Annotated in this window: 14 protein-coding genes; 7 read left to right on the top strand and 7 right to left on the bottom strand. The window is 71.4% G+C overall.

Going from position 1 to position 11,880, the window contains the following annotated elements; translation table 11 throughout:
* Positions 1-126: 126 nt before the first annotated feature.
* The 7 genes from ASF49_RS05730 to ASF49_RS05700 form a co-directional block, all read right to left on the bottom strand.
* The gene (locus ASF49_RS05730; protein ID WP_056469131.1) at positions 127-762 is read right to left on the bottom strand and encodes a hypothetical protein; all 636 of its coding nucleotides are present in this window, start codon (positions 760-762) and stop codon (positions 127-129) included.
* Positions 762-1,652: an ABC transporter permease gene (locus ASF49_RS05725; RefSeq protein WP_056469128.1), complete on the bottom strand. Its 891-nt coding sequence runs from the start codon at positions 1,650-1,652 to the stop codon at positions 762-764. The genes ASF49_RS05730 and ASF49_RS05725 overlap by 1 nt, the downstream gene beginning before the upstream one ends.
* Positions 1,649-2,404, bottom strand: a complete 756-nt coding sequence (locus tag ASF49_RS05720) for an ABC transporter ATP-binding protein (RefSeq protein ID WP_056469125.1) — start codon at positions 2,402-2,404, stop codon at positions 1,649-1,651. Before ASF49_RS05720 ends, ASF49_RS05725 begins: the two co-directional genes overlap by 4 nt.
* Entirely contained in the window at positions 2,401-2,688 is a 288-nt protein-coding gene (locus ASF49_RS05715) for a hypothetical protein (protein WP_056469122.1), read from the bottom strand. Before ASF49_RS05715 ends, ASF49_RS05720 begins: the two co-directional genes overlap by 4 nt.
* An 11-nt stretch (positions 2,689-2,699) precedes the next feature.
* Positions 2,700-3,149 (bottom strand): hypothetical protein, encoded by a 450-nt coding sequence (locus ASF49_RS05710; protein WP_056469119.1) that lies wholly within the window; start codon positions 3,147-3,149, stop codon positions 2,700-2,702.
* Positions 3,150-3,261: 112 nt separating this feature from the next.
* Positions 3,262-4,257, bottom strand: coding sequence for a YVTN family beta-propeller repeat protein (locus ASF49_RS05705; RefSeq protein ID WP_056469116.1), 996 nt, complete (start codon positions 4,255-4,257; stop codon positions 3,262-3,264).
* A 177-nt stretch (positions 4,258-4,434) separates the two neighbouring features.
* The gene (locus ASF49_RS05700; RefSeq protein ID WP_056469113.1) at positions 4,435-5,664 is read right to left on the bottom strand and encodes an ABC transporter substrate-binding protein; all 1,230 of its coding nucleotides are present in this window, start codon (positions 5,662-5,664) and stop codon (positions 4,435-4,437) included.
* A 235-nt stretch (positions 5,665-5,899) separates the two neighbouring features.
* Here ASF49_RS05700 and ASF49_RS05695 point away from each other — a divergent pair, with 235 nt between their 5' ends.
* The 7 genes from ASF49_RS05695 (at position 5,900) to ASF49_RS05665 (ending at position 11,688) form a co-directional block, all read left to right on the top strand.
* Positions 5,900-6,430: a DUF3280 domain-containing protein gene (locus ASF49_RS05695; RefSeq protein ID WP_056469110.1), complete on the top strand. Its 531-nt coding sequence runs from the start codon at positions 5,900-5,902 to the stop codon at positions 6,428-6,430.
* Between the two features lie 187 nt (positions 6,431-6,617).
* The gene (locus ASF49_RS05690) at positions 6,618-7,352 is read left to right on the top strand and encodes a (5-formylfuran-3-yl)methyl phosphate synthase (RefSeq protein WP_056469107.1); all 735 of its coding nucleotides are present in this window, start codon (positions 6,618-6,620) and stop codon (positions 7,350-7,352) included.
* Entirely contained in the window at positions 7,352-7,960 is a 609-nt protein-coding gene (locus ASF49_RS05685) for an amino acid kinase family protein (protein WP_056469106.1), read from the top strand. The genes ASF49_RS05690 and ASF49_RS05685 overlap by 1 nt, the downstream gene beginning before the upstream one ends.
* On the top strand, positions 7,957-9,564 hold the full coding sequence (locus ASF49_RS05680) for a DUF6513 domain-containing protein (RefSeq protein ID WP_056469103.1): 1,608 nt from the start codon (positions 7,957-7,959) through the stop codon (positions 9,562-9,564). The genes ASF49_RS05685 and ASF49_RS05680 overlap by 4 nt, the downstream gene beginning before the upstream one ends.
* Positions 9,565-9,568: 4 nt before the next feature.
* Positions 9,569-10,165, top strand: coding sequence for a DUF447 domain-containing protein (locus ASF49_RS05675; protein WP_056469100.1), 597 nt, complete (start codon positions 9,569-9,571; stop codon positions 10,163-10,165).
* Between the two features lie 30 nt (positions 10,166-10,195).
* Positions 10,196-10,732, top strand: a complete 537-nt coding sequence (locus tag ASF49_RS05670) for an SRPBCC family protein (protein WP_056469097.1) — start codon at positions 10,196-10,198, stop codon at positions 10,730-10,732.
* Positions 10,733-10,785: 53 nt separating this feature from the next.
* The gene (locus ASF49_RS05665; RefSeq protein ID WP_431739889.1) at positions 10,786-11,688 is read left to right on the top strand and encodes a beta-propeller fold lactonase family protein; all 903 of its coding nucleotides are present in this window, start codon (positions 10,786-10,788) and stop codon (positions 11,686-11,688) included.
* Positions 11,689-11,880: the final 192 nt, after the last annotated feature.

The following is an 11,880-nucleotide window of genomic DNA, read 5'->3' as shown; positions in this document are numbered from 1 at the left end:
CGGCGTGGCGCAACGGACACGTTTTTTCTTACGATTTCAACGGTTTGGGGAGAGTTCAGCAAGTCACCCGGGAGAAAGTGGCAAGGCGGTCCGGGCGCGGCCAGGACCCCGGGCCGCGGCGCCGCGTCAGAGCCGGGCCTGGATCTTGCGGGCGATCTCGCCGAGGCGCTGCTCCAGCAGGGTCGGGACCTCGCAGACATAGGTCAGGGACTGGCTGCGCTCCTGGAAGATGCGCCGGTCCCAGGTGAACTTGGTCTCCAGCTCCGAGGCGTCCTTGGGGATGTCGCGGGCGTCCTGGGCGCTCGGCGCATCCTTGGTGGCGCTGATCTGGTCGGCCTCCTCGCGGATGCGCTCGGCCATGCGGCGCTGGCCCTGGGCGTAGCGGCCGATGCCGGCGATGACCTTGTTGCGCTCGCCGTTGAGGACCTCGAACACGCCGGCGAAGACCCGGGTGAGGCGTTTCTCCTTGTCGGCGCCGGCCTTGGCGGTGAAGTCGTCGAGGAGCGGGTCGACCTCGGACAGCGGCGTGCGGCGCGAGGCGATCTTCTGGGCCAGCGCCGCGGCCTCGAAATCGTCGCCCCAGGGGCCGGCCGCCTCGAGATCCGGCCCGGTCCAGACCGTGCCCGCGCTCAGGTTCGAGACCTTGCGCTGGACGCAGGGCCAGTCCGGATCGGATTTCGGCTGGGCGAGGACCGGCCCGGCGCCGAGGCCGAGGAGGGCGAGGCCCGCGAGGGCGCGGAGGGGGAGCGTGCGAGAAGTCATCAGGAATTGTCTCCGGCCGGGCCGCCGCGCCGGGCCATGATGCCACGGCCCGGATCGTAGGCGACGACGGCGAGGGTGAAGAAGGCGAGCGTGGTCCCCACGACCACCGCGCAGGCGACCGGCTCGAACTGCCCGTAGAGGGCGAAGCGCACGAGCTGCACCGCGTGGGAGAACGGGTTCAGCTGGCAGATCCAGTACAGGGTCTCGGAGGATTCGCGGATGCGCCAGAGGGGGTAGAGCGCCGAGGAGGCGAAGAACATCGGGAAGATCACGAAGTTCATCACGCTGGCGAAGTTCTCCAGCTGCTTGACCATGGAGGAGAGCAGCAGGCCGATGGCGCCGAGCATCAGCCCCGAGGCGATGAAGGCCGGCAGCGCCGCCACGTAGCCGATGGCCGGGATGTCGAGTTCCCAGAACCACGCGATGGCGAGGAACGCGTAGGCCTGCACCACCGAGACGGTGACGCCGGCGATCAGCTTGGCGAGCAGCAGGAGCCAGCGCGGATAGGGGCTCGTCAGCAGCACCTTCATCGAGCCGACCTCGCGGTCGTAGACCATCGAGAGCGAGGATTGCATGCCGTTGAAGAGCTGGATCATCACCGCGAGGCCCGGCACCACGTAGACCTCGTAGAGAACGTAGGTCTGGTAGGGCGGCTCGATCGAGACGCCGAGCGTGTTGCGAAAGCCCGCCGCGAAGATGAACAGCCAGACGAGCGGGCGGACGAGGGCCGAGAAGAAGCGCTCCTTCTGGTTGAAGAAGCGCAGAAGCTCCCGGCGCACGATGCCGCCGAGGCAGATCAGGTAGCCGACGGCGTCGAGGCGCCCGAGATGGGGCACCGGCGCCTCCGCCGGGGCGGACACGGACGGGCGCGTGCGTTCGATGGTGCTCATGCGGCCTGCCGCGCGGGTTCGGCGACGAGGCGGCGGAAGGCCGCCTCCAGGGTCTCGTCGCCCCGTGCGATGGAGCCGGCGGTGCCGCGGGCGACGATGCGGCCCCGGTGCAGCACCACCGCGTCGTCGGACGCGTCGATCTCCTCGAAGATGTGGGTCGCCCAGAGCACCGACAATCCCTCCTCCCGCACCAGGGCGCGGACGATGGCGACGATGTCGGCGCGCGATTCGAGGTCGAGCCCCACGGTGGGCTCGTCGAGGAGCAGCAGCCGGGGCTCGTGCACCAGGGAGCGGGCGATCTCGATGCGCCGGGACTGGCCGCCCGAGAGGGTCCGCACCTTGTCGTCGCGCCGGTCGGCCAGGCCCACGCGGTCGAGGAGCGCGGCGATCCGCGCCTTGGCGGCCTTGCGGGGAATCCCGTGCAGGCTGGCGTGGTAGTGGAGGTTCTGCGCGACGGTGAGGTCGGTGTCGAGGGTGCGGGCCTGGAACACCACGCCGAGGCGGGCGAGCGCCCGGCTCGGCTCCCGGTCGAGGGCATGGCCGAGGATCGAGACCCGGCCGTCCTGGCTCGCGTACAGGCGGGTGATCACCGAGAACAGCGTCGTCTTGCCGGCCCCGTTCGGCCCGAGCAGGGCGGTGAAGCGCCCGCGCGCGACGCTGAGGGAGACGTCGGACAGGGCCGCCCGCGCGCCGAAGCGGTGGCTGACCTGGGCGACCTCGAGGGCGGGGCTCGCGCGCTCTCCGGAACTCATGGCTTCAAGGCCCGCTGGGCGTCGCCGACGGCATCGAGGCACTCGTCGAACTCGCCCTCCCCCATCTCGCGCTCGGCGACCCGCAGGGCCTTCCTGAGCCTGGGCTGGATCGCCCCCGGGGCGGTCTTGGCGTCCGGGGCGATCTTGGCGTCCGGGGCGATCTTGGCGAGTTCGGCCCGGATCATCGCGATGCCCTCCACGCAGGCGGCCTTGTCGTCGGCGCGGGCGGCGACGCTCCCGAGGGCGAGGAGGACGGAGAGGGCGAGAACCGGGGGCGCACGCATCGACGGGAGTCCTACTTCACGATGAACTTGCCGGTCATGCCCTTGGATTCGAGGCCATGGACCGACCAGGGATATTCGCCGGGCCGGATGGCCACGAACTCGATCGCGATCTCGCCCGGATCGTCGAATTCGAAATGGTCCGGCGGGCCGCTGCCGTGGATCTCCAGGTGCTGGATGACGATCTGGTTGAACCAGATGTTGCGGAAGAACTCGGTCGCGTAGAACTTGTACTCCTGCCGGCCCTTGGCGACGATCCGCAGGCGGTAGGCCTTGCCGGATTCGAGCTCGATCTCCTTGTTCTCCACGACGAAGTCGTTGCCCTCCTCGTTGCCGAGGACGAGGTCGGGCAGGTTCTGGCGCTTCTTCGTCAGGTCGAGGGCCTGGGCCGGCGCCATCCAGGCCGCGCCGGTGGCGAGACACGCCGCCAGGGCAAGGGCGGTGCGCCGCATCGTCCGCTTCATGTGTTGTCCTCCCGTTGGCCGCCCGCAGGCGGTGCCGCCCCGGGGCGGTGCCGCCTCGGAGCGGTCGTCGCTGTCGCTCTCGCGGGTCTCCCCTCCCCGTCGGGGAGGGCGCCTAGTTCGGCGAGACCGTGACTCCCCAGGGCAGAAGGCCCACGGGGATGCTCTTCACCACCTTCTCGGCCGCCACGTCCACGACCGAGATGTCGTTCGAGGAACCGTTGGTGGAGAACAGCAGCTTCTGGTCCGGGGTGAAGGCGAGCTGCCAGACGCGCTGGCCCACGGGGAGGTACTTCTCCACGGCGTGGGACCTGGCGTCGATCACCGCGATGCGGTTGGCCGGCCCGAGCGCCACGAAGGCCTTGCCGCCGTCCTTGGTGATGCGGATGCCGACGGGCTGGATCGCCTCGTCGTTCACGCCCGGGATCTTGAAGGTGATCTTCTTGATCACCCGGCGCGAGGCGACGTCGATGACGCTGATCGTGCCGCCGACCTCGGCCGAGACCCAGAGGAATTTCCCGTCCGCCGTGAACTCGGCGAAGCGCGGTCGCGCATCGACCAGCACGTTGTCGATCACCGCGAAGGTCGTGGTGTCGATGAAGTGGGCCATGTTGGTGGTCTCGGAGGTGTTCACCAGGATCTTGCCGTCCGGCGACAGGCCCATGCCCTCGGGCTCGACGCCGACCGGCACCTCGGCCATGACCTTGTTCTTCTCGATGTCGATGACGGTGACCTGGCTGTCGTCCTCGTTGGCGACGTAGAGCAGGTTGCCCTGGGGACCGAGGATGAACTGCTCCGGATCGGGGCCCGAGCGCAGGGAGCGCACGACCTTGCCGGTGCTGGTGTCGAGCACGTCGATGCGGTCGTCGTCGCTGGCGCAGACGAAGAGTTCCTTGCCGTCCTTGCTGGTGGTGACGCCGCGCGGACGCCGGCCCACCTTCCAGGTGCCGGTCACCGCCATCGTCTCGGTGTCGATGACGCTGACCGAGTTGCCCTTCTCGTTGGTGACGTAGACCGTGTAGGCCTGCGCCGGATGGGCCAGTGACGTGCCTGCCAGCAGCGCCAGGCCCAGGATCGTTCCGGACGCGTCTGCCCTGAAGCCGCGGCTCATGGGGTTCCTCCTCGGGGCCATCGTTGTTGCTTGGGCGAAGAATCGCTCGCACACGATTGATTGGGCGTTACTATAGTGCAGCCCCCTCTCACGGGGAGCTTGGGATCGCAAGCGGACGGGGGCCCGCGTTGCCGCAGGGGACCCGGGCGGCCCGGGCCTCGCGTGAACGTGACGGGATCAGTCGGGAAACTTGCAGGTCGTCTCGGGCAGGTCGATGCCGAGGGTGTCGAGCGGCGTGCGCTGGTGCGTGAATCCCTGTTCCGGCGCCACCGAGACCATGGCCTTGGGCTGCACCACGATGATGGGCTGGCGCAGCTGGTGGTCCCAGGGCCGGTAGCTCAGGGAGACGCCCTTGTAGGCCGGCAGGCTGAAGGCCGGGTCGGCGAAGTAGGGGGCGAGGATCGCCGGGTCGGCCGTCTTCTTCTGGGTCGCCGCCTCCCCCACCGAGCGCACCGCCGCCCAGGCCTGGTAGTCGAGGGGCCGCATCAGCCGCCCCGACTGCCGCCGGAAGCGGTTCTGCGCCTGGGCCGCACCCCAGGTCTCCAGCATCGGGTGCCAGGTGGTGGCGATCAGCCCCTGCGTACCCGCCACGGGGCGCGGGTCGACGGTGCGGAACGGGACGTAGTCGCCCCAGTCGCCGGCCTCGTCGGCCACCACCGCGATGTCGTAGTCGAGCCCCCGGGTGAAGACCATCGCCTCGGAACGGGTCGGGGTGTCGCCCCGCGCCTTGGCGAGCGGCCCGAAGGTCCAGGGCTTCTCGGCGTTGATCTTCAGGCCGAACTTGCGGGCGGAATTCTTGAACGCCTCGGCGTAGAGGCGGTCGGTCTCCGCCGGCCCGACGATGAGGAACATCTTGCGCCAGCGCATCAGGGTGAAGAACTGGGCCAGGGCGTCGGTCTGCATCGCCCGGCTCGGCAGGACGTGGAAGACGCCGCGGCGGCAATCGGCCCCGCGCAGGCGGTCGTCGGGGGCGGCGATGTTGAAGATCGTGACGCCCTGGCCCTTCAGCGCGTCCGCGATGGCGAGCAGTTCGGCCGCCGGAAGCGCCACCACGAGGTAGCGGATGCCCCGCCCCGCGAGGTCCCGGGCCGCCCCCACCCCATCCTTGTCCCCCGCGAGGGCGACCTCGTCGAGCACGTAGGTCTGCTTGGTGAAGCGGCCGGTGTTGTTGTTGTCCTTGACCGCCATCCGGGCGCCGGCGACGCCCTCGTCCTCCGGCACCGCCTCGGCGTCGTAGGAGGAGGGGGCGGGTTCGGGCCGGTAGATCAGGCCGATATGCGTCTCGCTCGGGGCGATCACCGGCGCGGCCGGGGGCGTGGCCGGCTCCTGGGCCGAGGCCGGGGAAAGGCCGCACAGCCCGAGGCTGAGGGCGAGCGGGGCGAGGAGGAAGCGTGCGGGGTTGTGCATGTGGCGCAGAGGCTAACAACATTGCGCCGCCGCGCTCAATCGCGGATTGCTAAGCGGTTCCTAAGGGCGTCGCGCGGGAAACCTTGCGCTCGACAGGACGGCGCCGCGGCGCCATTTGCGCGCCGGACCGTTTCCGGGCAGATCTCGCGGAACTGATGAACCGGCGGGATCGCGCGAGCGCCCGGCGCGTTCCCGTGGTCCCTCCTGTCCCCGCCTCCAGCGGAGAGCTTCGCCCATGGCCCCGTCTCCGGTCCGCTCAGCGCTCGGTCGCGCCCTCACCGCCCTCCTCGCCACCGGCGCTCTCGCGAATCCCGCCTGGGCCGCACCGGAGAAGGCGGCGATCTTCGGGGTCGAGCTGTTCGATCCCGGCGTGGTCGGCGGCCGCAAGGCCCGGCCGGACGAGGTGCGGCGCCTCGGCCTCGTGACCGACGAGCTGCGCAAGGCGCTGGGCGACAGCGTCGAGCCCGTCGACACCGCCCCCCAGGCGGCCGAGATCACCAAGCAGGCGCCCCTCTACAAGTGCGACGGCTGCGCCGCGGCCATCGCCAAGACCCTGGGGGCCGACCTCGCGGTCTCCGGCTACGTCGAGAAGGGCTCCAACCAGATCTTCAACCTCACCGTCACCATCGCGGAGGCCGCCACCGGCAAGGTCATCCGCGGCGGCCGGGTGGTGATCCGGGCCGACACCGACGACACCTGGGCGCATGCCATGCGCTGGGTGGTGAAGAACCGCCTCCTCACCGAGCCCCTGCCGAACCGCTCCTGATCCGGCGGCGTTTCGAAGGACGGGATTTCCCTTCTTCCCGCCCATGCGCTAGGCCCGCCTTCGGGCCGGAAGCGCCAGCTTGAGGCCGAATTTGCCCCGGCCGCGCCATCACGGGCGCGGCGCTTCCCGACCCGGGCGTCGTCGATGGCCTCCTCCCGAGGCCCCCGAGCAACCGAAACCCGCGCTGATGTCCGTGCCCCGATCCCTCGATCTCCGGTCCTTCGGTGGCGACGCCCCCGCCCCGCGGCTCCTCGTGAGCGTGCGCGACGCGGAGGAGGCGGACCTCGCCGCGCGGGCGGGCGCCGACCTCGTCGACGGCAAGGACCCCGATCGCGGGGCGCTCGGCGCCCTCGCCCCCGACACGGTCCGGGCCATCGTGGCGCGGGTGGACGCCCGGGCACTGACGAGCGCCGTGGCCGGCGAGCCGGACCGGGCGGCCCTGGTTCCGGCCATCGCCGCGATGGCGGCCACGGGCGTCGACGTCGTGAAGGTGGCGGTGCGGGCCGACGCCTCGGCCGACGATCTCGCCCGGGCCGCCGCGGCGGCCTCCGGCCGCCTGATCGCGGTGCTGTTCGCGGAGGCCGGCGACGCGACCGGCCTCGTACCGGCCCTGCGCCGCGCCGGCTTTCTCGGCGCCATGATCGACACCGCCGGCAAGGACGGGCGCCGCCTCACCGACCACCTGCCCCTGCCGGTGCTGGCCGCCTTCACCCGCGCCTGCCGCGGCCACGGCCTGGTCTCGGGCCTCGCCGGCTCCCTGGCGCTGCCCGACATCGCGGTCCTGGCAGCCCTCGGCCCGGATTACCTCGGCTTCCGCGGCGGCCTCTGCGCCTCCGGCAATCGACGGCAGGGCCTCGATCCCGTCCGGGTGGCCGAGGCCGTGCGCCTGATCCGGGCCTCGGCCCGGCGGGACGCCGCCTGATGCGGGCGCCGGCCGCCCCGACCGTGGTGAAGCTCGGCGGCAGTCTCGTCGCCGACGCGCCCCGCCTGCGGGCCTGCCTCGCGCAGCTCGCCGACGGCGCCGCGGGGGCCTGCGTCATCGTCCCCGGCGGCGGCCCCCTCGCCGAGGGGGTGCGGAGCGCTCAGGCCGCCCTCGGTTTCTCCGATGCCCTGGCGCATCGCCTCGCCCTCGACGCCATGGGCCGCATGGCCGAGATCCTCTCGGCGCTGGAGCCTCGCCTCGTCCCGGCCCGCGACCCGGAGGCCTTCGCCGGCATCCTGGCGGCCGGGCGGGTCCCGGTCTGGGATCCGCTCGCCCTGAAGGCGGGCCACCCGGACATTCCCGAGACCTGGGCCGTCACCTCCGACAGCCTCGCCCTCTGGCTCGCCGCCGCGATCGGCGCGCCGCGCTGCTGCCTGGTGAAATTCGCTGACCGGCCGGCGGGAGCGGACTGGGCCGATCTCGCCCGGAGCGGCCTCGTCGACGTGGCCTTCCCGGCCTTCGCGGCGCGCTATGCCGGCCGCATCGAGATCCTCGGTCCCGGCGCCGCTTATCCGCCCGGCCGCGATTCCACGAGGGCCGCTGCATGAGCGCGCCCGAGCATCTGGTCTTCATCACCGGCCGCATGGCCAAGGCGCGCCTGGAGAAGGTCGCCGCCACCCTGCCGCCGGAGCGCTTCGCCTGGAGCATCGCCGATGCCGGCGTGAAGGTCGCCGCCCTGATGACGGAGGAGATCATCCGGCGCCGGGTGACGATCCCGGACGGCGCCACCCGCATCGTCCTGCCCGGCCGCTGCCGGGCCGATCCGGAGGCGCTGGCCGCGCATTTCGGCCTGCCGGTGGAGCGCGGCCCCGACGAGATCGTCGACCTGCCGGCCTATCTCGGGCTCGCCGGGCGCAAGGTCGATCTCTCGGGCCACGACCTGCGCATCTTCTCCGAGATCGTCGACGCCTCGAGGATGACGCCCGAGCAGATCCTGGCCAAGGGCCTCGATCTGGCCCGGCGCGGGGCGGACGTGATCGACCTCGGCGGCCTGCCGGACACCGACTTCCCGCATCTCGAGGAGTGCGTGCGCCTGCTGAAGGGGGCCGGGCTCAAGGTCAGCGTCGATTCGTTCTCCCTCGACGAGCTGACCCGCGGAGCCCGGGCGGGGGCGGACTACCTGCTCAGCCTCAACGAGCAGACCCTCGACCTCGCCTTCGAGACCGACGCCGTGCCGGTCCTGGTGCCGGTGCGTCCCGACGACCTGCCCTCCCTCGACCGCGCCATCGAACGGATGGAGAAGGCGGGGCGCCCCTACATGGCCGACCCGATCCTGGAGCCGATCCATTTCGGCTTCGTGGACTCCATCACCCGCTACCACGAGACGCGCAGGCGCTGGCCCGGCATCGAGATGATGATGGGCACCGGCAACCTCACCGAACTCACCGAGGCCGACAGCCTCGGCGTCACCGCCCTGCTGGTCGGGATGTGCTCGGAGCTCGCCATCCGCAACGTGCTCATCGTCCAGGTCTCCAACCACACCCGCCGGACCGTGGAGGAGCACGACGCCGCCCGCCGGGTGATGTTCGCGGCGCGCGCCGATTCGGCCCTGCCCAAGGGCTACGGCCGCGCCCTGCTGGCGCTCCACGACAAGCGGCCCTATGTGCAGACCCCGGACGAGGTCGCGGCCCAGGCGGCCGAGGTGAAGGACCCGAACTACCGCATCGCCGTGGCCGAGGACGGCATCCATCTGTTCAACCGCGACCTCCATGCGATCGGCACCGACGCGATGGCCTTCTTTTCCGATCTCCAGAGGACCGGCGACGTGGCGAGCGACGGCGCCCACGCCTTCTATCTCGGTGGCGAGCTGACCAAGGCCGAGACCGCCTGGCGCCTCGGCAAGCGCTACGTGCAGGACGAGGCCCTGGCCTGGGGGGCGGCGGCCGATGCCGAGGCGGAGGACACCACCGCCTTCAAGAAGGCCGGCCACACGAAGCATTCCGGCCCCGCCGCCGCCGAGATCGCGGCCCGTGACGCGACGCCGCCGGAGGCGGGGGCGGCAGCGCCCGCGACGACCGGGCCGGGCGAGACCCGGGCCGCCGACGCGCTCTCGCCGGTCCCCGCGGAGACGAGCGGCCGGATCGTCTGCGGCCGGTTCGTTCCCGACGAACCCGCGCCGGCGGACCCGTCCGCCCCCGCAGGGAAGGCCTGACCCCGTGCCGCTGATCCTCGAGACCGTCGTCACCACCACCGCCCGCGACGGGTCGCTGCACCTGGTGCCGTTCGGGCTGATCCAGGACGGTGCGGACTGGATCCTGGCGCCGTTCCGGCCCTCGCCCACCATCCTCAACCTCGCCGACAACCCGGTCTTCGCCGCTTCCAGCCCCAGCGACGTGCGGGTGATCGCCGGCGCCGTCACCGGGCGGCGCGACTGGCCGACCCTGCCCTGCGAGCGCATCGCCGGCCGGCGCCTCGCCGAGAGCTTCGGCCATGCCGAGTTCGAGGTCGCCGCCGTGGAGGAGGACGCGGTGCGCCCCCGCTACCGGGGCCGGATGGTGCACGCGGCGGCGCACATGCCGTTCATCGGCTACAACCGGGCGCAGGCGGCGGTGCTGGAGGCGGCGATCCTCTCGACCCGCCTGCACATGCTGGAGCCCGACAAGATCCTGACCGAGATGCGCTACCACGCCATCGCGATCGCCAAGACCGCCGGGCCCGCCGAGCGCGAGGCCTGGGACTGGATCGAGGACAAGGTCGCCGCGGCCCTCGGCCGCGACGATCGCATCCTCGAGCGTTCCCCCCCAGCACCGTAGAATGTGCTTTCCCGAGGAGACGAAGACCCGATGAAGTTTCTCACTCTGACGACCGTGGCGGCCTTCGCCCTGGTCTCGTTCGGCGCCCAGGCGCACGGCCCGACCCGCAAGAAGGTCGAGGAGACCGTCGAGATCAATGCGGCGCCCGACAAGGTCTGGGCCGTGATCGGCAACTTCCAGGACATGAGCTGGCTGCCGCCGGTGGAGAAGACCGAGGGCAAGGGCGGCAACGAGGTCAAGGCCACCCGCACGCTGACGCTCAAGGGCGGCGCCACGGTGGACGAGGAGCTGTACAAGTACTCCGCCGAGAAGATGAGCTACTCGTACCGGATCACCAAGGTCGACGTGAAGACCCTGCCGGTGAACGACTACTCCTCCACCCTCAAGGTCGAGGATGCCGGCGGCGGCAAGTCCAAGGTCGCCTGGGACGGCGCGTTCTATCGCGGCTACATGAACAACGATCCGCCGCCCGAGCTGAACGACGAGGCCTCGCAGAAGGCCGTGCGCGGCCTCTACCGCACCGGCCTCGACGCCCTGAAGGCCAAGATCGAGAAGAGCGGTTCTTGATCGCATCGCGAACGGGGACGGGCCGGCGCCTCGCCGGCCCTCTCCTCGGTCTCCTGCTGCTCGGCGCGTCCGCCCGGGCCGACGAGGCCCTCGTCACGGCCCAGGGAGCCAACACCCTGGCGATCGTCGACCTCGAGGCCGGCAGCGTGGCCGCCCAGATCCCGATCGACGGCGCGCCCGCCGGCATCGCCCTCTCGCCCGACCGCCGGACGGCCTTCGTCACCCGCCCCGAGGGACCGGGCCTCGCCGTGGTCGATCTCGCCACCCGCACGGTGACGGGCACCCTCGCCCTGCCCGGCGGCCCCCTCGGCATCGCGGTCAATCCGAAATCCGGCGCGGTCTACGTCGCCGACTGGTACGGCAGCCGGATCTTCGTGGTCTCGCCCGACGGCGCCCAGCTCGACACCGAGATCCAGGTCGGCGCCTCGCCCTCCGGCATCGCCGTGACGCCCGACGGCGCCACCCTGCTGGTGGCCAACCGCGAGGGCGATTCGGTCTCGGTGGTCGACGTCGCCGCGGCCCGGGAAGTCCAGAAGATCCCCGTCGGCCGGCACCCGTTCGGCATCACCCTCGATGCCGAGGGGACCCGCGCCTACACCGCCAACGTCACCTCGAACGACGTCTCGGTGATCGATGTGCCCGGCCGGCACGAGCTCGGCCGGGTGACCACGGGCGAGCGGCCCTACGTGGTGGCTCTGGCCGGTTCGCGGGGCTTCGTCACCGACCAGTATTCGGGCACCGTCACGGTGTTCAACCTGAAGACCCTCACCAACGTCGCGGCGATCGAGGTCGGCGATCACCCGGAGGGCATCGCCGCCTCCCGCGACGGCCGCACCCTGACGGTGGCGAATTGGGGCTCCAACACCCTGAGCCTGATCGACGCGACCACGCTCAAGGTGACGGGCGAGATCAAGGTCCCGGACGGGCCGCGCTCCTTCGGGGATTTCCTGCGGTGAGTGTCGGAGGCTGGGTATGGCGCGCGTGACGTGCCGGATCGGTTGGAGAACGGATCCTGGCGTTTCGCCCCGAAGCGGACGTTCCGCTTGCGACCCATGCCAGCCGCCCGGACCACCCCGGTCGCTTCTCCGAAGCGGATGTTCGTCGGCCTTCCGGCAGCTTCGCTCGACGCACCCTTGCGCGGTGTGCGC

Source organism: Methylobacterium sp. Leaf104 (assembly GCF_001422885.1).
GTDB lineage: Bacteria > Pseudomonadota > Alphaproteobacteria > Rhizobiales > Beijerinckiaceae > Methylobacterium.
This window is presented reverse-complemented; position numbering and strand designations above follow the sequence as displayed.

Excerpts from the sequence above, each read along its gene's own strand:
- ASF49_RS05710 (WP_056469119.1), bottom strand. The coding sequence starts at position 3,149 with ATGAAGCGGACGATGCGGCGCACCGCCCTTGCCCTGGCGGCGTGTCTC.
- ASF49_RS05715 (WP_056469122.1), bottom strand. The coding sequence starts at position 2,688 with ATGCGTGCGCCCCCGGTTCTCGCCCTCTCCGTCCTCCTCGCCCTCGGG.
- ASF49_RS05670 (WP_056469097.1), top strand. The coding sequence starts at position 10,196 with ATGAAGTTTCTCACTCTGACGACCGTGGCGGCCTTCGCCCTGGTCTCG.
- ASF49_RS05725 (WP_056469128.1), bottom strand. The coding sequence starts at position 1,652 with ATGAGCACCATCGAACGCACGCGCCCGTCCGTGTCCGCCCCGGCGGAG.
- ASF49_RS05730 (WP_056469131.1), bottom strand. The coding sequence starts at position 762 with ATGACTTCTCGCACGCTCCCCCTCCGCGCCCTCGCGGGCCTCGCCCTC.
- ASF49_RS05680 (WP_056469103.1), top strand. The coding sequence starts at position 7,957 with ATGAGCGCGCCCGAGCATCTGGTCTTCATCACCGGCCGCATGGCCAAG.
- ASF49_RS05700 (WP_056469113.1), bottom strand. The coding sequence starts at position 5,664 with ATGCACAACCCCGCACGCTTCCTCCTCGCCCCGCTCGCCCTCAGCCTC.
- ASF49_RS05685 (WP_056469106.1), top strand. The coding sequence starts at position 7,352 with ATGCGGGCGCCGGCCGCCCCGACCGTGGTGAAGCTCGGCGGCAGTCTC.
- ASF49_RS05690 (WP_056469107.1), top strand. The coding sequence starts at position 6,618 with ATGTCCGTGCCCCGATCCCTCGATCTCCGGTCCTTCGGTGGCGACGCC.
- ASF49_RS05720 (WP_056469125.1), bottom strand. The coding sequence starts at position 2,404 with ATGAGTTCCGGAGAGCGCGCGAGCCCCGCCCTCGAGGTCGCCCAGGTC.
- ASF49_RS05705 (WP_056469116.1), bottom strand. The coding sequence starts at position 4,257 with ATGAGCCGCGGCTTCAGGGCAGACGCGTCCGGAACGATCCTGGGCCTG.
- ASF49_RS05695 (WP_056469110.1), top strand. The coding sequence starts at position 5,900 with ATGGCCCCGTCTCCGGTCCGCTCAGCGCTCGGTCGCGCCCTCACCGCC.